This is a genomic window from Methanosarcina sp. A14 (assembly GCF_001729375.1).
GTDB classification, from domain to species: Archaea; Halobacteriota; Methanosarcinia; order Methanosarcinales; family Methanosarcinaceae; genus Methanosarcina; species Methanosarcina barkeri.
In genome coordinates, this window is sequence record NZ_LZPK01000010.1 from 15,313 (window position 1) to 37,216 (window position 21,904).

Here is a 21,904-nt window from a genome sequence, read left to right on the forward strand (position 1 = left end):
TTTGCAGCAGTAGACACGATTTTCATACAGGACGTTTTCAGTATGAGCACTCCGAATTCCCCACAGAACTCAGAAGAAACAGTAACTTTCCCAAAAGAAACAACAGGCAGAACGAGCCAGATATCCGGAATATGTTCCGAAAAATCGGGCAAAGCCTCCGAAAGAAATGATATTCCTGTACTGGAAGTCAGAGACCTCTGCCATAGATACCCTCATCTTGATTCAAACACCCTAGATAAAATCAACCTCAAAGTGTTCAAAGGAGAGAGAGTTGCAGTGCTTGGGGCTAATGGAGCAGGAAAATCGACTTTGTTCAAGCACCTTAACGGAATCCTGAAGCCTCTTTCAGGGGAAGTCCTGATAAAAGGAGAAAAAATGACTAAGAAGAATATCCGGACATGCAGGAAAACCGTAGGAATCGTCTTCCAAGACCCTGATGACCAAGTACTTGCTCCTAGTGTTGAAGAAGATATTGCTTTTGGGCCAATTAATATGGGCTTGTCCAGAAATGAGGTCGAAAGGAGAGTAAAAGAAGCCCTTGAGATGGTTGGACTCACAGGTTTTGAGGAAAGGGCCCCGCATCATCTGAGCGGAGGGCAGAAGAAACTTGTGGCAATCGCAGGCATCCTTGCCATGCGTCCTGAGATTATAGTCCTTGATGAGCCAACAGCCGGACTTGACCCTCTCAGTTCGGCTCGCGTTCTTGAATTAATTATGAAGATGAATAGGGAACTGGGGATCACCCTGCTACTTTCTACCCATAATGTGGATGTAGTTCCTTATTTTGCAGAAAGGGTTTTTGTTCTCCATCATGGAAGACTTGAGGCTGATGGAAGCCCGTACGAGATTTTCAGCGATCCCGAACTCCTCAGGAAAGCTCACCTAAGACTTCCGAGAGTTGCTGAAGTATTTGAGATGCTCCAGCAAAAAGGACTCAATGTTAACATACAGATAACAGCCGAAGCGGCTAGAGATGAAATACTGCGGCTTGTAAGCTCGGGACAGCAAAAGAGGATTGAGTGAAAGCCGGAAAGAATCCTCAGAGGAGAAGTTTTAATGGTAACGCTCACGGATATTGAACGCGAATCATATAAAAACAGCCCAGTACACAGGCTTGAACCCCGGATAAAGCTGCTTTTTACACTTGCAATAATCATATATGCAGTTAGCCTGCCCCGGATTCACGAAAAAAATATGGTCCGCCTTTTTGCCATAGAGATTTATTTGCTGCTTCTGGTGCTTGCTGCAGGGCTCGACTTAAGATACTTCTTCCTTCGTATTCTTGCGATTTTACCATTCGGCCTCGCAATTGTCCTTATCCAACCATTCCTTAGACCTTCCTTTATAGAAAATTATACTCCATACCCTCTTGACCTGCCTTTTGGGCTCAGTATAACTTATGAAGGACTTGATTTTGGAAGCACACTGCTTGCAAAATTTCTGGTCTGCATAACAGTTATTATCCTGTTTTCTTCTACTACGCAGCTGAGAGATATGGTCGCAGCTGCAGACAGGATAGGCATTCCAAGGGAATTTACCCTGCTTTTGAGCATGATGATACGCTATCTTTTCTTGTTCTGGGCCGTTCTCAAAAGGATAAGGACCGCACAGCAAACAAGGCTCTTTGATATATGGAATAAAAATGTGCCAAGAAAATGGGTCATCGAGCAGATAGGAAATAGCATAAGTTCGATTTTCATACGCTCCTACGAGCAGGGAGAAAGGACCTATATAAGCATGCTCTGCAGAGGTTACGGAAGTGGTCACGAAAAGACTTATTACAGAGCAAAGATCAGAGCTCAGGACATCTTCTTCTTGCTTCTGAGTGCAGGATGCGTATTATATATTCACATTTATGTTTGAAAGGAGCTTCTACCACTACACTACTTTCTTAGATCTTCTGAGAACTGGTTATTTCTGAGAACTAATCATTATAAATATAGATTTTGAAAACCGCTTCCTATAGTCTCCAGAAGATCTTATCTCTTTTTTAAAAATACAACCGTATTATTAACTGGAGGTTCCGGCTGGATCCTGAGATATTCTTCAAATCCTGAAGGCAGTTCAAAGAGGAAATTACTGTCCAGAATTCTCCGAAGGCCCTTTTCATAAAGGCGGTAGGAAACTTTACTTCCTTTGGGAAGTACTTTTGCAAGTTGCTCAAATATCTCTTCTTTGGGTTCAGCCTGGGCAGCGACCATGTAAAGGTCACATCTGGTGTTAAGGGGCAGGCTGAAATGGTTTCCTTCGATTATCTCGATACTTTCGGAAAGACCGAGACAAGCAATAACCTCCCGGGAGAGATTCGCCCTCTTTCTATCCTGCTCAATCCCGATTCCGAAAAGACCGTGTTCGCGACAGAGCATTATTAGACTAAGCGGTAGAGGGCCGCTTCCAAGAAAAAGAACACAATACTTTGGTTTAAGACCTGAACCTGTATATTCGGTGCTAGCAAGCTGCAGGTAGTTCGGATAAAACGTAAAATTCTGGAGAGTTTGCCACGGATTCGAGCTTTCAAGAAGACTTTTTGCTTTTTCGATTTCAAGTTTCAAATTGTATAAAAACCGAAAGCGAGAAATCTCAGCAATCAGAAGATTAAAATCCGGGCTTTCAAAGAGTACCTCAATAGACTGTTCATCTATATCCAGAGATACCATTTCATCCAGCCGTTTAAACACGGCATACAGTTCAGGAGAGGGATTATCCAAGATATCGGTTTCTTTAAGATCTTTTATCTGAGTATAGATCTGGCGAAATTCAGTAAGTAGGGGCTCAACATTGATTTTTTGAATGTTACTCACACTCCATGAAGACCAGGGTATTGTTTACTTTTCCAGCGGGATAGATTTCTTTTATTTTTCTGAAACCTTTAATCTGTTCCGGCTGGACTGGCCAGTATAGCAATTGCCTTATGCCGCTGTAGTTGCGACAACACACTGAAATGGGTTTTTTGGAACTCGATTTTCGATTTTTGATCATCATATGCAGGTTCTCGAAGATGCGTTGTTTAGGTTCGGCAAGTCCTGCTATAAGCACAGAGTCCCATTCAATTTTTGAAAGTACGGTTTCGTTTCCTTCGATAATACTGATTTCCTTTTCAAGCCCAAAGTGCTTTATACATCTTTTTGCCAGACCCACTGCTTCAGAGTCCTGATCTACACCAATGCAATGAATGCCGTATAATTTACTGAAGAGAAGTAGAGTAATAGGAAGGGGACCGCAGCCTATGAAAGCCAGCACTTCAATTCCAGGGTATGCCTGAACTTGAGTCTTGATCATTTTTTCGTATCTGGGATATAGAGGAAAAGATTCCAGCATTTTCCAAGGTTCCTTGTAAGCCAGGATATTTTTTGCTAGCTGAGTCTCATGCAGACTAAAAAAATGAGTATAACTGGTGTAAATCGAAGGGAGGACGGAGCTGATCACCGGGTCTCTAAGTAAAGCCAGACAGAGATCTTCAGAAATATCCATATGCCCAAGTTCATCGAGTTCGGAAAATATCTCATAGAGCTCAGCCATATTTGATTCTGCAATTTTGCTTAAATCGCGGTCTTTAATATTGCTGTAAAAATGTAAGATATGGGACCTTATGCCATATAATTGCGGCTCATAGTCTTGAAATGGGGGTAGTAAACTGCTACCCTCAGCACTTAGTAAGCTGTTCATGAGATCACACTACTCCGTGTTATTTGTGAATAAAATATTAATAAAAATATATATTGGATATGATTAATTTTTGTTGAATTTATATAAACTTTTCCACAATTTGGGAAAAGTAAGTATATTAAAAAGTTTCATTATATTTAGTAAAAAATAAGAAAAAAAACGTAAGATAACTTAGTAAAAATCATTAAAATTATACGAAAATAAAGAAATGATATTTATTAGCTGCGTGAAAATAAAAATGTTGAGGCATTTTAGAGGAATTAAGATATAGACTTCAAATTAATGGGTAAGTAAATTTTCATTATTTTGTGAAAAATTCAAGAATATGACTAAACTTGAGAAATTGTTTCAACCAAATGACGCATTAAACTTTATAACTGTATAACAAAATATAAATTGAAAGAGCTGCGTATGAAATGTCTAAAATAATAGTGATGTACAGTATAAAAATATACCAAAGTTATTTTAGGTAGATCCTAACTAAAAAATGCCCGGAACCAAAGAGATTGATTTTTACTCTTTCTGTCCAGAGATGAAAAATAGAGCTCTTTCCAAAAAGCCTCTACGTAAATGATTATTTATCTTTTGTGAGCTACCAACGGCTAAAACACGTTGACTTCTTGAATCATCCACTTCCTGATGGAAAGCAGTCATACAAGCCCTTCACCATGTTCCACAGATGACAGAATATGATAAGCGCGATATAATTGAGCTAACGTTGCCGGTTTTGCAGTCTATAAAAATACGTTCAAAATGCTTCCACGAAATTAAAAGAGAAATCTTTGTTTGACTCAGTACCAAAATCTAGTGATGAATGTAAAATTCAAAATCACTAGATTTTGTAATTGGTCACAATCCTTGTGATACAACTTTGGGGTTGAGGTCTTTAGATATCGAATATTGATTTTAATGAAAACCAGATTTTTCTTGCTAATTCAGATTTTCAATCAAAAAATACAAAAATCACTGGATTTTGGACCAGAGTCCTTTGTTTACCCTTCTTATAAATAAGTTTTTTTGGATTTTTAAGTTAAAGATTTGGAAGGTTTCAACTCTACATCCATTTTCAGTTGGTTTGGAAATCCTTCAATTTTCCAAAAAAAGGGTTTTAGAATTTTTTGATAGTGTTGTAAATTTTAGGTAAATTTAAAATCAATTTCAGAAATTACTATGATTTGACTCTATTGATTGTGTTATCCCTCAGTATCATTCTTTGTGACGAACGGTTTCGACTTTCGAAGTCTAATTTTCAGGCATTTTATGCGTGTATTTTTTAACCTAATAACATTTGTTCTTGCAGTTTTCTCAGACATATTATACTCCTTTCCTGACCAGACAGGATTTTCTCAACTTATGGACCATACATAAGATAGATTTATTAAAATAAATTATTTCCTGTTTTCCATAATTAGCATACAAAATTAATAAATTTGCACATAAAAATAATACCAAAATGAAATTTAACGATGTATTTCAGTTAAAAAAGTTATTTTAAAGAATAGAAATATTCCGATAAATCTGGGCCCAATAGATCTGCAGAATGTTATTTTGAAAATCAAAGACTTTAAACTTTCCTGTTATCAGAGCTAAGAAGGTTCTAAAAAACCTAGGGCGATTTGGGTTTCTTTGTATTCCTCGATATATTAATATTAATTGTTCATTTTGTAGGATAAAGTATTTATTATTTAAGGTGTTTTACTATAAAGTAATACTAAAATAAAATTTAGTAATACTATGAGATCCTATCGTGGGAAATATGGTCAAGAGGAGTAGATTCACGGTGCAGGGAGTAAGAACAAAGAAAGTTTCGCCAAAGGAAAAAAATAGCTTGCCGGTACATAGAGTTCAGGACAAGTTATTCCCTGTATCTTCACCAGTCCCTCCTGTTGCTATATACTTCTCTCCTTTTACATATCCTGTTTCTAATCCTGCTCTGAACTGCTCGTTTTTTTCCCCGGGACCTCTCTATCTCGATCTGAACATTTACCGGGAAACTGTGATAAAAGCTCTTATCAAAGAACAAAATGAAGATCTGTACCGGCTAATCGAGAGAGTCAAGTTTGACGGAAAATACTATCGGGTAAAGTGTGTGCGTTTCGGAGAATGGAAACACTGCTGGGACCTGGCAGTTCGAGTACAATTTTGTGGAATGATGCCAGGGTTAACTTTCGAGCCAAGAAAGATCATTTATAGAGAAGACAAGAAAATAATATACAGATCCCTTGTCCTGGTAAATCCATATGAGTTATGGGAAAGAAAACTAGTCGAAAAATTATGGAATCTTCGGGATAGAATTGAATACCTGATAGCAAAAATCCTTTTTCATGAGTGCATCCATATCCTTATTTTCCTAGGAAAAACTCTACCTTCAGATTTTAAACAGACGAATATTTTCTTTGAATTCAAAGAGCTGCTTAAGTTTGCAAACTCGAAGAAATTGTGCCCTGAAAGTTGTGGCGTCCAATACCACCTACGTAATCTAGTTGATCTTTGCCCAAACTTTTCCGAACACTCAGAAGAAAAGCCCGAGCTGGTTACTGAGCTTTACGAGTTTCTGATCCACGAAAAATATAGCATCAAAAAAACCGATCTGGCTTTTGGTCTTCCATGCAGCAACAGAAAAATTTCCCAGAACTATGTGAAACTAGCAGCTTTGAAAATGGGTCCCTGTATGGAATTTGATAAAAAAATATGGAAAAAGGAGATTAACAGGTTGCAGAAGGATCTGGAAAAACTGTATGACAGGATTGATGATATTTGAGTCAAATTAGCTTATAAGTCAAATTAGATTATTTAACTCAAAATCAGACTTAATTGGCTATGAAAAAAAAATCATCAGTTTAACCTGGAATTCTGAAGCTTTGCATCCAATCCCTGCCTGCCTTGCTACCACATGCAGGGCAAAACGGAGTTCGGATGACATAGGCAATTTAGGAGGTAATATTATTTTGCGTCTGTTCGCCAGAGATCCTTTATCGATATTACCAGTGATATTTAAGATTTATGATACATTTTCTGTTACAAATTGATAACTTTTTTAACAATAGTATTATGAAGCCTGGACATTATATTCTGGAGAATTTACCATCTTGCAGTGACAAAATATAAAGAACGAGTGAAGAAGTTTAAAAAACTACATAATACGAACGGATACAACTCAGAAAACAAAGTAGGCTGAATATCGTATACCTAATCGACAAATTTACTTTTATTACTTTTGAGAAAAGAAATTTAGTTCTTTTTTCGTAAAGTTTCAAAACAGATTAGGAGACAATGTCAAAAAATTAACGTGAACAAATATTCGATTTAATGGAAGATACCAGGATACCTTATTTGACTAAAAAAATAAAAATACAGATACAAGAGAAGGCGTCCATAAAAAAATTTTCAGAAAAAGTAATACCAAAACGTATATATGTAATACTAAACAATGTGATGTTATTGAATGTATTCTTCAAAAACAGCTACCTGAAACATTGTAAGAAACTCAGAGATATTAAGGTTATTCCTGAAAAAGAATTTTCGGTCTTTATGTTAAGGATATTTTCCTAGTCCTTGCTTTTGGAATATTCCAGAACTTAAAGAACTTCTGTTTGGATTTACAGGAAATAAGAGATAGGGGTAAAAGAGGGAAGTGAAATGCATATACCTGATTCATTCATACCGCTTAGCCAGGCAGTAATTTACTGGGTTGTTGCCCTTCCATTTATTATAATGTCAATGAAATGGGCAAAAAACGAGCTTGACGAGATGAAAGTACCAATTCTTGCTGCTCTTGCGGCAGGAATTTTTGCAATTCAGGCCATGAATATTCCCATAGGGATGGGAACAAGCGGGCATATGGTAGGAGCAGCACTTGTTGCCATTATCTTCGGAAGCCCCTGGGCTGGAGTTCTTGTGCTCACTCTAGTCCTGCTCGTGCAGGGATTCGCCTTCGGTGATGGAGGAGTCACTACCATGGGAGCGAATATTCTGAATATGGGAGTTATTTCCGGGTTTGTCGGATACTATACATATGTTGCCCTTCGCAGTAAGGCAGGAACAAGCATCGCAGCTTTCGGAGGCGCCTGGCTCGGACTATTTATTTCGGCAATCGCCTGCGCGATTGAGATGTGGATTGCTGGTACCTTTCCCCTGCGTGCTGGACTTATAGCCATGGGAACTTATCATCTGATTATCGGTTTCATAGGAGAAGGCCTGATCACTTCAATTGTAATCACGGCGATTGCAAAATCCCGTCCTGACCTTCTTGAGGATAATTACACTGCCAGACCAGAAAAACATAAAAAAGAGGCACATGCATGAGCAGAAAATCAAACATGAAATTCTTGTACGTCGGAATTGCAATTGCAATTCTGCTCGCGGTTCTAGCCCCTTTTCTTGCATCTTCTGACCCCGACGGACTGGAAAGTGCTGCTGGAGGGGTAGTTGAAGAATCGAAGATGTCCAAAATTGAAAAGACTGAACCTGTAGTAGGCTCTCCGATGCCTGACTATTCAATAGAAGGCCTAGGAAAAGGGGGAGAAGTAGCAGCAATAGCTGTTGGAACACTTGCAGTACTGGCAATCAGTTTAGGGTTAGGAAAAGTTTTTAGCAAAAAAAACTGAACATAAAAAGTTCTCTTTCCCTAAAAACCGTTTTTCTTCCCGAAAGGCAGGGAAGAAACGGCTCACACACAAAAAGATCTTTGAAAAAGTAGAGCTTTTCAGTAAAACTTTACAGATTTTGCTTCAATAAAATAATTTAGTCTTCTGGCTCTGGAAAAAACATTCAAGCTTGAAAAACATTCAAGCACTGCTAATAAATATAACACTTGAAGGACATAAGTCCTTCACAATACAGATTTTGCATTTTGGTTTTTTTGCCTGGCAGACCTTCCTCCCATGATAAATCAGAGTCATGGAGATTGAATCGAGATCTTCCCTTCGGGCAAGTGAGATAAGGTCCTGTTCAATTTTAGCGGGGTCGGAGTTTTTCGTAAGTCCCAGCCTTCTTGAAACCCTTTTCACATGGGTATCTACAGCAACTCCCTCTACTATCCCAAATGCTCTGGCAAGTACTATATTAGCCGTTTTCCTTCCGACCCCTGGCAAACTGGTAAGTTCTTCCATAGTTTTTGGGACTTCTCCATTGTACTTCTCTACAATCATCTGCGCAGCAGTTTTGATATTCTTTGCCTTGCTTTTGTAAAAACCTGTGGAATATAGATCGTTTTCAAGTTCCCTGAGGTCTGCACTGGCATAATCTCTTGCAGTCCTGTACTTTTTGAACAATTTGTCAGTTACTCTATTAATCTGTACATCAGTTGACTGGGCTGAGAGAACAGTCGCCACAAGCAGTTCAAGGGGATTGCTGTAATTGAGAGAGGGTTTTACATCAGGATACTCTTCTTTTAGAAGAGCCCAGATACGGTAGAAATTATGTCTGTTATCAGGAATATCATATTCGGAAAAGAAGTCCTGAGTGTCAGGTTTTTTTGGTTTTCTTTCAGGCATGTTAACTCCGTCTTCTAAGTGTTATAGATTTTTGCCGGGAATTATTTGTTAGAAGAAATGGTATTTTCTTTAAGGCTCCTTAGAATTTTTAGTTCTGCGGTCGATCCTGCAGGTTACAGCATATAAGAAATATCCTAACATGTAGTAAGTAGGACATTAGAAGACAAGTTTTTTATGTCCGATGCCTTAAGCCCAAGCCACATTACCAAAGCGAAAATATTGATAGCTTCTTCGGCATTTGGGCCCAGAATATGCACTCCCATTACATGGTCGTTTGCCTCATCGATAATTACCTTTGAAGCTGCAAACTCCATTCCTTCTTTTCGGGATGTATACCAGTTGCTTCTGTCCCGGAATATTACCTTGCACTTATCACTATCTTTAGCCACACCGATTCCTACCGACGCCAGAACAGAAAAGTACCAAAAACTTAAAGAACTACATTCCCAGAAGAATTCTGAAAGCACCTTAACGGAAATACTGAATTTGTAAAATATAAATTCAGTTTGAGCAGAAAAAACTCTCTTTTTTAATATAATAATGCGTAGACCATAAGTTTTATAGCTAAGAATCTTTAAACCAAAGATATTGGTGATTTTTTGGTAAAGAGGGCACTGCTCAGCGTCTCAGACAAGACAGGAATTGCAGAATTCGCACGCGGGCTTGAATCACTTGGCGTGAAAATAATTTCAACAGGCGGGACAGCGAAAATTCTTCGCGACGCCGGCATAGAAGTTACTGATGTCTCGGAAGTCACAGGCTGTCCGGAGATGATGGGAGGAAGGGTCAAGACTCTCCACCCAAGAATTCATGGCGGGCTCTTATGCCTGCGAGAAAGCAAGGAACAGATGGCTGAGGCTGAAAGAGAAGACATCTCGCTTATTGACATGGTGGCTGTAAATCTCTATCCATTTGAGGTAACAATCTCAAAGGAAGGCGTCGAACTCGAAGAAGCCATTGAGAACATAGATATCGGAGGACCAACTCTTCTTCGTTCGGCAGCTAAAAACTATCGTTCGGTTACAGCACTCTCAGACCCATCGGACTATGGGCGTGTCCTCAAAGAACTTCGCTCAACAGGAGTAATTTCGGAGGAAACACGAGCTGCCCTTGCAGTTAAGGCTTTCAGACATACTGCGGATTATGATGCAGCAATCGATACCTACCTGAGCAAAACCCTGCTCGGAGAAAATGTACTCCGTATGAATTTTACCGACGGTGTAAAACTTCGCTATGGAGAAAATTGGCACCAGAAAGCCTATTTTTACAAAGATCCTAAAATAGAAGGCCCAACTCTGGCAAAAGCCACCCAGCTTCACGGAAAAGAACTCTCCTATAATAACTATGTGGACGCAGATAATGCACTTCAGACGGTAAAAGAACTCGGAAATGCTAACCCTGCCGTGGCAATCGTAAAACATAATAACCCATGTGGGCTTGCAACCGGAAGCACACTCCTGCAAGCTCTTCAGGCTGCCTGGGACGGAGACCCTATTTCAGCTTACGGAAGTATAATCTGCACCAATGAAACCTTTGATCTTAAAGCTGCGACTTTTCTGAACGGAAAATTTGTGGAGATTATTCTTGCTCCTGACTTCAATCCCGATGCTCTTGAATACCTGAAAAACAAAAGTGAAAATCTTAGACTCCTTAAACTGCCCGATCTCAGGGAAGCTTTCGGGACAGACTACACATATAAGTATGTAATCGGAGGCATGCTTAAGCAGAGTCGCGATATTAGCCTCTACGAAAAATGGGAGTCAGTCACAGACATGTCCTATCCTGAAGAGAAGCGCTCTCTTTCGGAATTCTGTCTTAAAGCCTGTAAGTCAACTAAATCCAATTCAGTGAACCTTGCTTACGAGTACGAGCCAGGTTTCTTCATGGTACTTGCTATGGGCGCAGGACAACCGAATAGGGTTGACTCAATTCGCAAACTGGCTGCCACAAAAGCTATTGAAAATCTCAAGGTAATTTACGAACGAGAAAATCCTGAAACCTCCTTTGAAGATTATTGCCAGAAAGTTATGTCAGAATGCGTAATGGCCTCAGACGCCTTCTTCCCCTTCGACGACAGCATAATTCATGCAGCAGAAAATAATATTCGCTACATAGTTTCCCCAGGTGGATCAATTCGGGACGGCGAAGTCATTGCTGCTGCAAATAGGCTTGGAGTTTCCATGGTCTTTACAGGCATGCGCCACTTCCTTCATTAATAAGCTTTTCAGGTGTTGACAAAAATAATATGTGAATATCCCTGAGTTAAAAACTCAGGGGTTTTCTGAATCGTTCTTACGACCATTCGACAACAAATCACACCGGCCAATATCCTGTGTATAAAGAATGCCAGTGCTTTAGTGTTACCTTTTGGTCTCCTGAGTACCCAGACATTACTCCGAGCCCTTGAGGCATCGTTTAAACTGAACTAAAATTCGTTTAAACTAAGTTAAAAGTTGTTTAAACGATTTAATTTTAGTTTTGAATCCTCTTCAAATTCAATGGAGAATTTTCCAACTTGAAAAATGTACAACAATTTTACCATACAGTTATAAAGTTGAATACATCGCACGAGGTTGGTTCTCAAACTGGGTTAAATTTTTAAATTTTCATTAAATATATGAAATTTACTTATACCCATAATTTACTTTTACCCATAAATTTGAAGGGTACACGTTTAACATGAAATCATATTCCGATTTTAAAACTTTTTATGCGAAAGCATTTTTTGTTTGTAACTAATTTTTGGTATAATTAATTTAAAATAATTATAGGGATTATTCTATGTTGTACACTAGAGATAACAGAAAGAGTGAGTAACGGGTATGAACAGTAAGAAAGAATTGCCCGGAAGCTTTAGATCCTGTTCTGAATAATATGCTTGGGGGAGCGTATTTTCAGATCAACCGTAACGGGGGCTACGGTAAAAGGAATATAAGTTTTCGGGCTTTTCCTTACCCTCCTTTTAATGTATGTTTCCTTATTTTTCCTGCTCTTATTTTTCTTCTAATTCTGTTAAAATCCTTTTACCGCGTGTTTCACGATGTCGGTAAAACTAGGGACCTCTTTGCCAGGATCCTGTCTATTCTGTTACAAAGTTTCTGGCTTTTGATGAAAATCAGTGATAACTGCCCTAAATTTCAAATCATAAGAATATATATTTCCGGAAGAAACCTATAAATTTCAAATTCAGTAAAATATAATTTTCGAAAATCCCGAGGATAGCTCTTCAAAATTTCAAATTCAGTAAAATATAATTTTCGAAAATCCCGAGGATAGCTCTTCACCAAGGAATTTTTCCACTTCTTTTTTCAGGTTTTCAATAACTTCTTCAATAGTAATTCCCTTGCAAATTATATCAGCTTCAGAGCAGATTGATATATAGAAACCATTTTCCTGACGGATAGTTGCGGAAAAAGGAAAAAAGATCGTCATATTTTAAAAGTCTATCAATTTACATTTAAACATTTTGTGCTTTTTATGTCCTTGAAAACCGCCTTTTTGGAGAAAATTGCCTTTTTGGAGAAAATCTCCCCATGAGCGCAGGAGTTTTATACTTAAGCTGGGATCACATCCTAAATATATAGTACCAAGTTCGTGTGTCCTATGCCAGCAGAGTTTATACTGTCTTCTCCTGTACCTTTACCTGACATTTCCGTGCTTATTCTTCTGGGTGTCTTTGTACTTACCGCTCTCAGGCAGCTAGGATCTTTAAGACTGCAGATCTGGCAAATCATGACCTTTGGAGCGATACTTGTACTGTTATTCGGTGAGATTTCTCCCCAAGAAGCTCTTGAAGCGATTAATATGGATGTGCTCATCTTCCTTTTCGGGGCTTTTTGCATAGGGGAAGCACTTAACATGAGTGGGTATCTTGCCTGTCTCGGAAATCGGATAGTTTCCAGGGCAAAGAATACGGATCAACTTGTCTTACTTGTGCTGTTTTCTACAGGGATTCTTTCCGCAATTCTCATGAATGATACTCTGGCTATCATGGGTACTCCACTTGTTCTGGGTTTTTCCAGAAAGTACAATATATCTCCAAAACTCATGCTCTTTTCTTTGGCATTTGGGGTAACTACAGGAAGCGTTATGAGCCCTATTGGAAACCCGCAGAACCTCCTCATAGCAATTAGTGGGAATCTGGATTCCCCGTTTGTAATATTTTTGCGTTCACTCGCTCTGCCAACCCTTATATGTCTTTTAATTGCGTACGCAGTGTTAAAACTCTTTTTTCGGGAGGAATTTGGAAAATCAACCCTTACTCAATCCGAAGAAGTCATTACTGACCCTGAACTTGTCAGTGCTTCAAAAATTGCTCTTTTGCTTTTGTTGGTTCTCATAGCCTGTAAGATTTTCCTAGTTGAATTTTCCCCTGCTTGGAACTTTGATTTGAGCTGGATTGCTCTTATCTCCGCGTCGCCCGTCCTGCTCAGTAGAAAACGCGTTGAGGTCCTGAAAAATATTGACTGGTCAACCCTTGTTTTCTTTGTTTCAATGTTTGTGCTAATGAAAAGCGTATGGATTTCCGGAACATGCCAGGAATTGCTTGCCAGGATGTCTCCTCAGTTAGGCTCGGTATCAATGATCCTCGCGCTCAGCATTGGACTCAGTCAACTCATTTCGAACGTTCCCTTTGTTGCACTCTATCTGCCTGCCATGGGTAGTACAGTTTCTCAAGGGCAGCTGATGGCACTTGCTGCGGGAAGTACAATTGCAGGAAACCTATTGATCCTGGGAGCTGCAAGCAACGTTATAATTATCCAAAACGCGGAAAAAGAAGGAAAAACTCCGTCATTTACCGAATTTTCCAAAATTGGAGTTTTAATTACTATTTTGGATGCTATTACTTACTTAATCTTTCTTTAACTTTTAAAACCCATAAATTTCTTAGAATAAATTTTAGAGGTATACCCAGGAAAAGCCCGCCTGAATGTGCTGCCGAGTTTGAGGAAAAAATTGAAGCCAGAAAAGGTATAGATTCCGAAAATAACCGGAAGAACCGAAAATAACCGGAAGAACCGAAAATAACCGGAAGAAAAGTGTTTTTTCAAACACTTACAAAACAGTACAGACCTTTGAAAGCGTATAAACTCAAAAAAATACAGGCCTTTGAGAGCATATAAACTCAAAAAATTGCGGGATGCGAAAGAATCGAATATTTCTTATTCACGTCTCCGTTTTTCTCTTTGTTTTTCTGTTACTTCTTACTTCTGGATGTTTAACTTTTTTTACTTCAGAATGTTTACTTCTTTTACTTCAGAATGTTTACTTCTTTTACTTTTAAACGCTTACTTCTTTTACTTTTGAATGTTTACTTCTGAATGATAATTGTAAGAATATCCTCATCCTGCATTCTATGCTCGATGCCTACTCTCTGTCCTGGATGTTTTGCAGAGGCACCCCAGACCTGGGCATAGCGGAACTTCCTGCGGAAATCCCTGTGCAGGCGATCGCAAATCTGGCCTATATTGGTCCCGCTCATAACTATCAGGGGATCCTCCATATCTGCAGGCTGGCCCTGTGGTTTTAAGTAGACTCGAATGAAACCCAACCTGTCGTAAATAGCGTCTTTGAGAGTCTCGATATTTATGCCTTCATGAGCTGAAATAAAGATCGCGTTAGGGTATAGCTTTCTGCATTCTTCGATCAACTGGGGATAGGCAAGGTCAACCTTGTTAACAGCTATTAGAGACCTGACATAACTACGATTGTTCAGGACAACGTCAATAAGCTGGTCAACTGTTATGTTATCTCTTATAAGTACACTTGCGTTGTGGATCTTATACTCATCCAGCACAGCCTTGATAGTTTCCTCATCCAGGTCAAGGTCAACGGTTGAGTTGATCTCTATCCCGCCCCTTTCTTTTTTCTTGATTACTACATCAGGGGGCTCCTGATCTATGCGAATTCCAGCCTGGTAAAGTTCGTCCATAAGCACTTCGTAATGCTTTGGCTGGAAGACATCAAGCAAAAATATAACCATATCAGAATTCCTGATAACTGATATGACTTCCCTTCCACGCCCACGTCCTGAAGAAGCGCCTTTTACAAGCCCTGGGACATCAAGGAACTGAATTGTTGCCCCTTTATGTTCCAGCACTCCTGGCACAACTGTAAGGGTAGTAAACTCATATGCACCCACTGCAGAATTGGCACCCGTGATCTTGTTCAGAAGCGTAGATTTTCCTACTGATGGAAAACCTACAAGTGTTACAGTTCCATCTCCTGATTTTCTGACCGAGTACCCTTCCCCCCCTCCTCTTGCCGAGGCTCTTTTCTCGATCTCATCTCGCAGGCGAGCGATTTTGGCTTTAAGGCGGCCTATGTGATGGGAAGTTGCTTTATTGTACTGGGTCTTTCGAATTTCGTCTTCGATTTCCTGTATTTGCTCCTGTATGCTGCTCATCTGGAACCTGCCAATTTAGGGACTAAAGAAATGATTTTCATATTAATTAGAAAAAGAAACCGTGTCCAAGCGGTTTCTACAAACCCTTTTTGATCCAAAAGAGATCCGTATCTGGATATTTTATCCTGAATAGTTGAATGCAATATATATACCTATGGAATGGTTTTATTTAGTGGTTCTGAATAATAGGGCTACTCAGAACATTTATATTTCATAATAATTATAATAATACTTAAAGCTTATTGAAAACGACTCCCAAGCCTATTGAAAATTACTTCCGGCGAAAGTTTATTCACCAGAAGCCTGTTCAAGAGCCTGCCCATTATTTAAGAAAGGTTCTGTCTCAAAGAGACTACCTCTCTTATTCAAAAGTTCTGTCTCAAAGAGACAATCTCTTCTATAGTTAAGATTATATTTTATTCAAAGAAAATTATTTCTCCTGTTCTCTCATACACATGAAGCCCGTCGGGAAGCTTTGAAGCAAATTCAGGGGAATTAAGAATTTCCAGAAACTTGCGGACTTCGAGAGTTTCCAGAATTTCCTTCTTTATAAGGAAATCGTATTCTTCTTCTGCAAATTTTACAAATTGGAGACCGTTCTTTTTGGTACAGTTTCTTATTCCTACACCTACCTCAGCCTTTCCGGAGACAACTGCCTCACAGACAGCTACCTCCGATTTTGCTCCGGATGTATAACCAGGAATCGAATCTGTAAATTCTTTTTTACTAATTTCCTTTCCAGCTACAAATTCTGTAATTTTCAGGTCTAATAGAGCTCTTGTGCCTGAACCCCGGTTCCGGTTAATCAGTTGTTTTCCCGGAAGATCCGAAAGCCCGGAAACCGGGCTATCCTGCCTGACAAGAAGCCCTACTTCCCGCCTGTACCCTTTAACAAGAGCAATGCCTGAAAGTCCCATATTCTCGATTGTAGGGACGTTATACAGGATTCCATCCGAACCTCTGGGGTCTTGTGATGGCATATTCACGCCTACAATATCTGCTGTATTTGCGGCAATTGCGCTGAAGCCTCCGCTTGAACTTGTGTAAAGGGTCCTGAAACGAAGTCCACTAAGATCTTCAAGCAAGTCAAAGCCAGGACAGAAACCGCCTGCTATCAGAAGGTCAGGTTTTTCAACCTTCCCGAAAAGAGTCACTTCTACGGGAGTTCCCGCTTCAATAAACTCTGTACTGGATGAAATTTCAATAAAGCCATCTGCCCCGGAAAGAGAGGTTATGGCGCCTGAGCCTTTGTCTGCAGGATAAACCCTTCCCCGGATCAGGCCTACTGGGAGAAATTGCTGTCTTCCTTCGGAACGGAAAACTGTGCCCATAATTCCTTTTTCCGTTTTTTTAAGCACTTTATCTTCTCCAAGGGCTTTTCTAAGAAGGGGAGCTACGAATTCGTTAAAAATCATTAATGCAGATGTAGGGTTTCCGGGCAGCCCTATTATGGGGACACCTTGTATTATTCCAATGACCACAGGTTTTCCAGGTTTTACACTTATGCCATGGGCAAGGGTTTCTCCGATTTCATCTATGAGCCTGTACATCACGTCTCCGGATCCTGATGACGTGCTGCCAGAAGTCAGAATCAGGTCACACTCCGAAACCGCAGTTTCAAGTGCCTCTTTCATAGCTGCCTCGTTATCTTCTACAATCCCGTAAAGCAGAGGGAAAGCTCCACATTCATTTATACCGGCATATAAAGTGTAAGAGTTTGCATCGTATATCTTTCCGGGAGTAAGTTTTTCTCCGGGATGCACAAGTTCGTCTCCTGTTGAGATTATCCCGACCTGTAGTTTAAGGACAGGCACATCCTTTTTTCCAACAGAAGCTAGTACTCCGATTTCTCTGATCCCGAGCTTTCTTCCTGCCCTGAGCACACGCTCTCCCTTCCGGATGTCCGAACCGGCTTTCATGATATTTTCCCCCACAGTTACAGGACTGTAAATCGATACGGTTCTGTCTCCTTCAGAACTATATTCGACCATGACCACAGCGTTAGCTCCTTCAGGAATCGGTGCTCCTGTAGATATTTCCACGGATTCCCCCGCTGAAACCTTGAATTTTTCATTCGAACCGGCCTGGACGCTTCCCAGGAGTTTGAGTTTTACAGGCCCGGTTTCGCTGCACGCATACGTATCCTCTGCCCTGACTGCATAACCATCCATTATAGCTCTTGGGAAAGGAGGGACATTAATTTCGGTAACAATATCCTCTGCAAGGATTTTACCGTAAGCGTTTTCAAGGGCTAAGCGTTCCTGCCTGGGAAAAACTTGCAGGCTGTTTATTATTTCCCGTGCCTTCTCTACAGAGATAAGTTCCCGAAATTCTTTGCGTTTCATAGAAATTCAACCCTAATTTACAGGTCTTCAGATAAGTGTTCTAGTTTAATAGCATTTCCGGGCATGTTTTAGACTGTTTTATCCCGATGTTTTATTGTTTTATCTTACTTTTTCCTCCTCGAAAAATCGGGAAGGCAAGTTAGTTAAGAGCTGCTCAAATCGAAGTTTAAAAAGAAACTCAAAATTAGTCCAGGTAACAGATTAAATAAAAATTCAAAATTAGTCCAAGTAGAAACTAAGTAGAAAGTCAAAGGACTTAGAATATAAGTAAACACGAACTTAAAAGAGACTTCAAAAGGGACTTAAGAACAGCTTAAGTAGGGACTTAAAAAGAGGCTCAGACAAAAGCTGCTTCAGAAAATTATCTAAAAAAATCGTGGCGGGAAAAGTCCCGCTTGATTTTATTGCCCTTTATGTTTCTTTCATTTTTCAGGGCTGCCCTTTTATTTATAAATTGGTGTACCCGTACTCTGGGTTATTTTCTCAAAAGCTTCAGCCATTTTTAGTGTCATAGGCCCGGGTTTGCCTGTGCCTATAACTCTACCGTCAAGTCTGGTTATAGGGGCAGCTTCAGCTGCAGTACCTGTGACAAAAACTTCATCGGCTGTGTAAAGGTCAAATAGACCGAGATTTGTTTCGATAACTTTGTATCCCATCTCATCCAAAAGTTCGATGGCTGTAGCTCTGGTAATCCCTTTTAAGTTGTTGATCGTAAAGGGAGTAAAAACCTTGTTATTTTTGATTATGAAGATATTATCTCCTGAACCCTCACAGACAAAACCATTATGATCCAGGAAGACAGCTTCGTCTCCTCCTTTCTCGTTGGCTTCAATCTTTGCCAGGATATTGTTCAGATAGTTCAGGGACTTGATATTAGGAGATATGGAATCAGGTGCATTTCTTCGGACACAGACACTGACGGCTTTGAGCCCGACTTCATACAGGTCACCGTACATGGCTCCCCAACCCTGAGCTATGACAACCACGCAAGGTTTCTCACAACTGCGAGGATCAAGCCCGAGATCTCCAGCTCCCCTCGAAACAACAGGACGGATGTAAGCATCTTTAAGGTTATTTTTCCTGAGGGTTTCAAGTATTGCTTCACTCATTTCTTCCTTTGTAAGGGGGATATCCATTGCAATTGCCTTTGCCGAGTCATAAAGCCTGTCAACATGCTCTTTTAACTTAAAAACGCGGCCGTTGTATGCCCTTATGCCTTCAAAAACACCGTCGCCGTAGAGGAAACCATGGTCGTAGACCGAAACTTTGGCTTCGGATTTGGGAACAAACTTCCCATCCAAGTAGATTAATAACTCACTCATTTGCGAACAATCCTCTGCAATCTTACTACTTTATAGAGTTCACTTATTTTCTGGATAATGTCAATTAAATATGATTGTAATATGCAAACCCTATAAACAATTTACTTTATTTCACTCATTGACAGTATGTAAGCTCTGCGCGGGGTTTTAAAAATTCAAAGCCTCAGGGAAGTTTCCATACTGGCAAATTCCTAAGTAAAATGCCGAATAAGTCACTATATACTAAATATATATTACAATTCCGATTCTATATAAATAATTTAAGATATTTACAGTCCCAATTAATGTATCCATACAAAAAGCTTTTATGTTAAAACGCTTATTTCGTATTCCGTACTAAGGAAAGCAAACAGGGCTCGTGGCTTAGCCAGGATATAGCGCTGGGCTTCTAACCCAGACGTCGAGGGTTCAAATCCCTTCGAGCCCGCTTAATTCTTTATCTTTTCTAACTAGCCTTAAAAACTGTTTTTAGATTCTCTACTTACTTCAAATCAACCTGCACAAGCGATTTTCACTTTCATTCTTTCTGACATGTACCCTTTTTCTTTAGAGCTTTATACTTTCGACCTGCCCATTTCTGTTTTTTGACCATTTTTGTAGAGCTTTTATACTTTCAAACTGCCCTCTCTGTTTTTAGGCCTTCTTTGCAGTAAGAAGTCTTAACACAAGCTGCAGTTTTACCGGAGTAAGCGCAACTTTTGGTTTTGGGAATCTCATATCAAAATTGTAGGATCAAAATTGTAGGAGACATAAATAGAGAAATACACCAAAAATTCTGTAAAATCGGAAACTCAAAAAGACACTAAACCGAATCGGACTTCACAATAGCAGGTACCCCAGTCCCAGTGCGAGAAACATGACTCCTGACATTACTGCTGTAATCAGCCCGATCTGCCTGATACTTTCCACTTTAGCTGCGAGATCCAGCGGCACCAGCAATATGAGATAAAACGAGGTTCCAACAAAAAATCCCCCAAATAGAAATATGCTGCCTGCAATACTTGCATAAGACAGAGCTGCGGACATTGCCAGAAGGAATGGGGGACATACATTGATTCCTGTCAGGAAGCCAAAGAAAGCAGGATAATTCACGTATTTTTTACTCAGCTTGCACAACCCGAATTGAAGCCATTTTTTTACCACCACGAAGGCTAGCATCAGGACGGACAGCAGAATCATAGCAGTCCCGATAGCTCTGTTGAGCCATGGACCGTCTATCTGCTTGCCGAGAATTCCCAGGATCAGGCCAAAAAACAGGTAGGCAATTAACCTACCCATTGCAATCTCTCCAATAGCTAGTATATTCCGCCGCAGCTTTCGATCTTCCGATAGGACAAAAGGCACATATACAGGGACGCAGGTGACCAGACAGAAAATGCCCGTGGACAGCCCTAGTAGCATGCCCTGAGAAATAGTCTCTATGATCATCAGCCACCGCTCATGACTTTGCTAACAAAGAAAAGCCAATGATCACAATGAGAAACATGTACAGATACATTACCTATATCCTGATATTTTTTTGTCAAGAGTCATTTCAGAAGCTTCCATTATTGCCAGTCAACAAGTAAATGCAATTATCAGAAACTCCCTATCTCACCAGTCATCAGGTAGTGTACAATCATCCATATGAAGCTCGATACAATGACCAGGTTAAAGATAATTGCCAGCGGAATAAAAAAATCTTATGTTCTGGTCAGTAAACATCAGCTTGTAATCAATCGCACCTGCAGGACATTTGTCCATACATTTTCCACACTCGGCGCACTCAATTATCGTTTTTCCCTTCGCAAGCGATTCTTTGGTGATCGCGAACAGCTCACAACTTTTCACGCACAAGCCACATTTTTTGCAGAGGTCTATGTTGATTTTTACCTTAAAAGGATTGATGACCCCAATTAAAGTATTGGCAGGCATAAGTGGACATATAAAGCTACAAAACAACCTTTTCTTTGTGAGCAGTGGGCCTATCACCAGGAAGATCAATCCACCAGTCACGAATATCAGCGCTGTGATCCACTGGAAAGTTGTCGTCACGGCAGGTGGATCATAGATGATCCGGAGCGGGCATATATAAGCACAGAAAATAGGTATCAGAAAGACAGCGCTGATCAGGATCAAGAACAACATAAATGCATAAGGAAACAACTTTGCCCATTTTGGGGGGTTTTCAAGAGGTATAATAGATTTCTTTAATAGAGAAGAGAAAAACTGATCCATCCATCCGAAAAAACATATCCAGCCACACTACCCTCTTCCCAGGATAAGTACAAGACCGAGCCACATAAAGAGAACGGCAAATAGCGATGTGACTGGTGATGGGAAGACCATTTTTCCCTCGGTAAAGTATGGTACCGCTACGAACGGGATGGTGATCGGACAGATGGGAACACTATTACTGCTCAAGGCTTGATTGGTCAGCAGAATGCTGCCCCTGTGCACCTCATGTTCCAGACTAAGCGCGATGGTAAAAATTAAACCATCCAGTCCAATAAAGGACCGCGAGAGAATATTTCAAACGGTCTGTACCGCATCGAGCTCCTTTACTCTCGATTTTGTTTAATTGAAACACTTGCTTACCTCATCTGGCACCAAAATGCTGAGACCACTCAATAATAATAAAGTTTACCCTGCCACTTATAAAAAACTCATCGAAATTTTTTAATATATATT

General features: G+C 39.9%; 16 protein-coding genes and 1 tRNA gene. 8 read left to right on the plus strand and 9 right to left on the minus strand.

The genetic code is table 11. The features are described 5' to 3' along the window. Positions 1-42 precede the first annotated feature (42 nt). A complete protein-coding gene (locus A9239_RS00595) occupies positions 43-1,023 on the plus strand; it encodes an ATP-binding cassette domain-containing protein (protein WP_048122013.1) in 981 nt (326 codons plus the stop codon). 33 nt (positions 1,024-1,056) lie between these two features. Further along, positions 1,057-1,863 (plus strand): cobalt ECF transporter T component CbiQ, encoded by an 807-nt coding sequence (cbiQ, locus tag A9239_RS00600; RefSeq protein WP_048156343.1) that lies wholly within the window; start codon positions 1,057-1,059, stop codon positions 1,861-1,863. Positions 1,864-1,979: 116 nt separating this feature from the next. Here the strand turns inward: cbiQ and A9239_RS00605 are convergent, their stop codons facing one another. Both A9239_RS00605 and A9239_RS00610 read right to left on the minus strand, forming a co-directional pair. Beyond that, entirely contained in the window at positions 1,980-2,801 is an 822-nt protein-coding gene (locus A9239_RS00605; RefSeq protein WP_048122017.1) for a nicotianamine synthase family protein, read from the minus strand. After that, positions 2,794-3,519: a nicotianamine synthase family protein gene (locus A9239_RS00610; protein WP_230628988.1), complete on the minus strand. Its 726-nt coding sequence runs from the start codon at positions 3,517-3,519 to the stop codon at positions 2,794-2,796. The genes A9239_RS00605 and A9239_RS00610 overlap by 8 nt, the downstream gene beginning before the upstream one ends. 1,927 nt (positions 3,520-5,446) lie before the next feature. Between A9239_RS00610 and A9239_RS00615 the strand changes: the two genes are divergently transcribed. From A9239_RS00615 to A9239_RS00630, 3 genes are all read left to right on the plus strand, one after another. Beyond that, entirely contained in the window at positions 5,447-6,427 is a 981-nt protein-coding gene (locus tag A9239_RS00615) for a hypothetical protein (protein WP_080941593.1), read from the plus strand. 878 nt (positions 6,428-7,305) lie between these two features. Further along, positions 7,306-7,971, plus strand: a complete 666-nt coding sequence (cbiM, locus tag A9239_RS00625) for a cobalt transporter CbiM (RefSeq protein WP_048122025.1) — start codon at positions 7,306-7,308, stop codon at positions 7,969-7,971. Then, positions 7,968-8,273 carry a PDGLE domain-containing protein gene (locus A9239_RS00630; protein ID WP_011305596.1) on the plus strand — a complete coding sequence of 102 codons (306 nt, stop codon included), beginning with the start codon at positions 7,968-7,970 and terminating at the stop codon, positions 8,271-8,273. Before cbiM ends, A9239_RS00630 begins: the two co-directional genes overlap by 4 nt. 180 nt (positions 8,274-8,453) lie before the next feature. On the opposite strand, the gene nth is transcribed toward A9239_RS00630, so the two are convergent. Both nth and A9239_RS00640 read right to left on the minus strand, forming a co-directional pair. Then, a complete protein-coding gene (nth, locus tag A9239_RS00635; RefSeq protein WP_048122027.1) occupies positions 8,454-9,161 on the minus strand; it encodes an endonuclease III in 708 nt (235 codons plus the stop codon). 134 nt (positions 9,162-9,295) lie between these two features. Continuing rightward, positions 9,296-9,550: a hypothetical protein gene (locus A9239_RS00640; RefSeq protein ID WP_048122029.1), complete on the minus strand. Its 255-nt coding sequence runs from the start codon at positions 9,548-9,550 to the stop codon at positions 9,296-9,298. Positions 9,551-9,760: 210 nt separating this feature from the next. On the opposite strand from A9239_RS00640, the gene purH reads away from it, so the two are divergent. Both purH and A9239_RS00660 read left to right on the plus strand, forming a co-directional pair. Further along, a complete protein-coding gene (gene purH / locus A9239_RS00645; protein ID WP_048156346.1) occupies positions 9,761-11,377 on the plus strand; it encodes a bifunctional phosphoribosylaminoimidazolecarboxamide formyltransferase/IMP cyclohydrolase in 1,617 nt (538 codons plus the stop codon). Between the two features lie 1,387 nt (positions 11,378-12,764). Further along, the gene (locus tag A9239_RS00660; protein WP_048157159.1) at positions 12,765-14,027 is read left to right on the plus strand and encodes an anion transporter; all 1,263 of its coding nucleotides are present in this window, start codon (positions 12,765-12,767) and stop codon (positions 14,025-14,027) included. Between the two features lie 445 nt (positions 14,028-14,472). Here A9239_RS00660 and A9239_RS00665 read toward each other — a convergent pair whose 3' ends face one another. The 3 genes from A9239_RS00665 to ilvE all read right to left on the minus strand — a co-directional run bounded on the left by A9239_RS00665 (position 14,473) and on the right by ilvE (position 19,234). Next, a complete protein-coding gene (locus A9239_RS00665) occupies positions 14,473-15,567 on the minus strand; it encodes a GTP-binding protein (RefSeq protein WP_048122035.1) in 1,095 nt (364 codons plus the stop codon). A 416-nt stretch (positions 15,568-15,983) separates the two neighbouring features. Next, positions 15,984-17,912, minus strand: coding sequence for a molybdopterin biosynthesis protein (locus A9239_RS00670; protein ID WP_048122037.1), 1,929 nt, complete (start codon positions 17,910-17,912; stop codon positions 15,984-15,986). A 443-nt stretch (positions 17,913-18,355) separates the two neighbouring features. Next, positions 18,356-19,234: a branched-chain-amino-acid transaminase gene (gene ilvE, locus A9239_RS00675; RefSeq protein ID WP_048122039.1), complete on the minus strand. Its 879-nt coding sequence runs from the start codon at positions 19,232-19,234 to the stop codon at positions 18,356-18,358. A 352-nt stretch (positions 19,235-19,586) separates the two neighbouring features. Here ilvE and A9239_RS00680 point away from each other — a divergent pair. After that, a tRNA-Arg gene (locus A9239_RS00680) sits at positions 19,587-19,661 on the plus strand. A 392-nt stretch (positions 19,662-20,053) separates the two neighbouring features. Here the strand turns inward: A9239_RS00680 and A9239_RS00685 are convergent. Next, positions 20,054-20,662 (minus strand): sulfite exporter TauE/SafE family protein, encoded by a 609-nt coding sequence (locus A9239_RS00685; protein ID WP_052712930.1) that lies wholly within the window; start codon positions 20,660-20,662, stop codon positions 20,054-20,056. Positions 20,663-20,884: 222 nt separating this feature from the next. Then, positions 20,885-21,451 carry a 4Fe-4S binding protein gene (locus A9239_RS00690; RefSeq protein ID WP_048122041.1) on the minus strand — a complete coding sequence of 189 codons (567 nt, stop codon included), beginning with the start codon at positions 21,449-21,451 and terminating at the stop codon, positions 20,885-20,887. Positions 21,452-21,904: the final 453 nt, after the last annotated feature.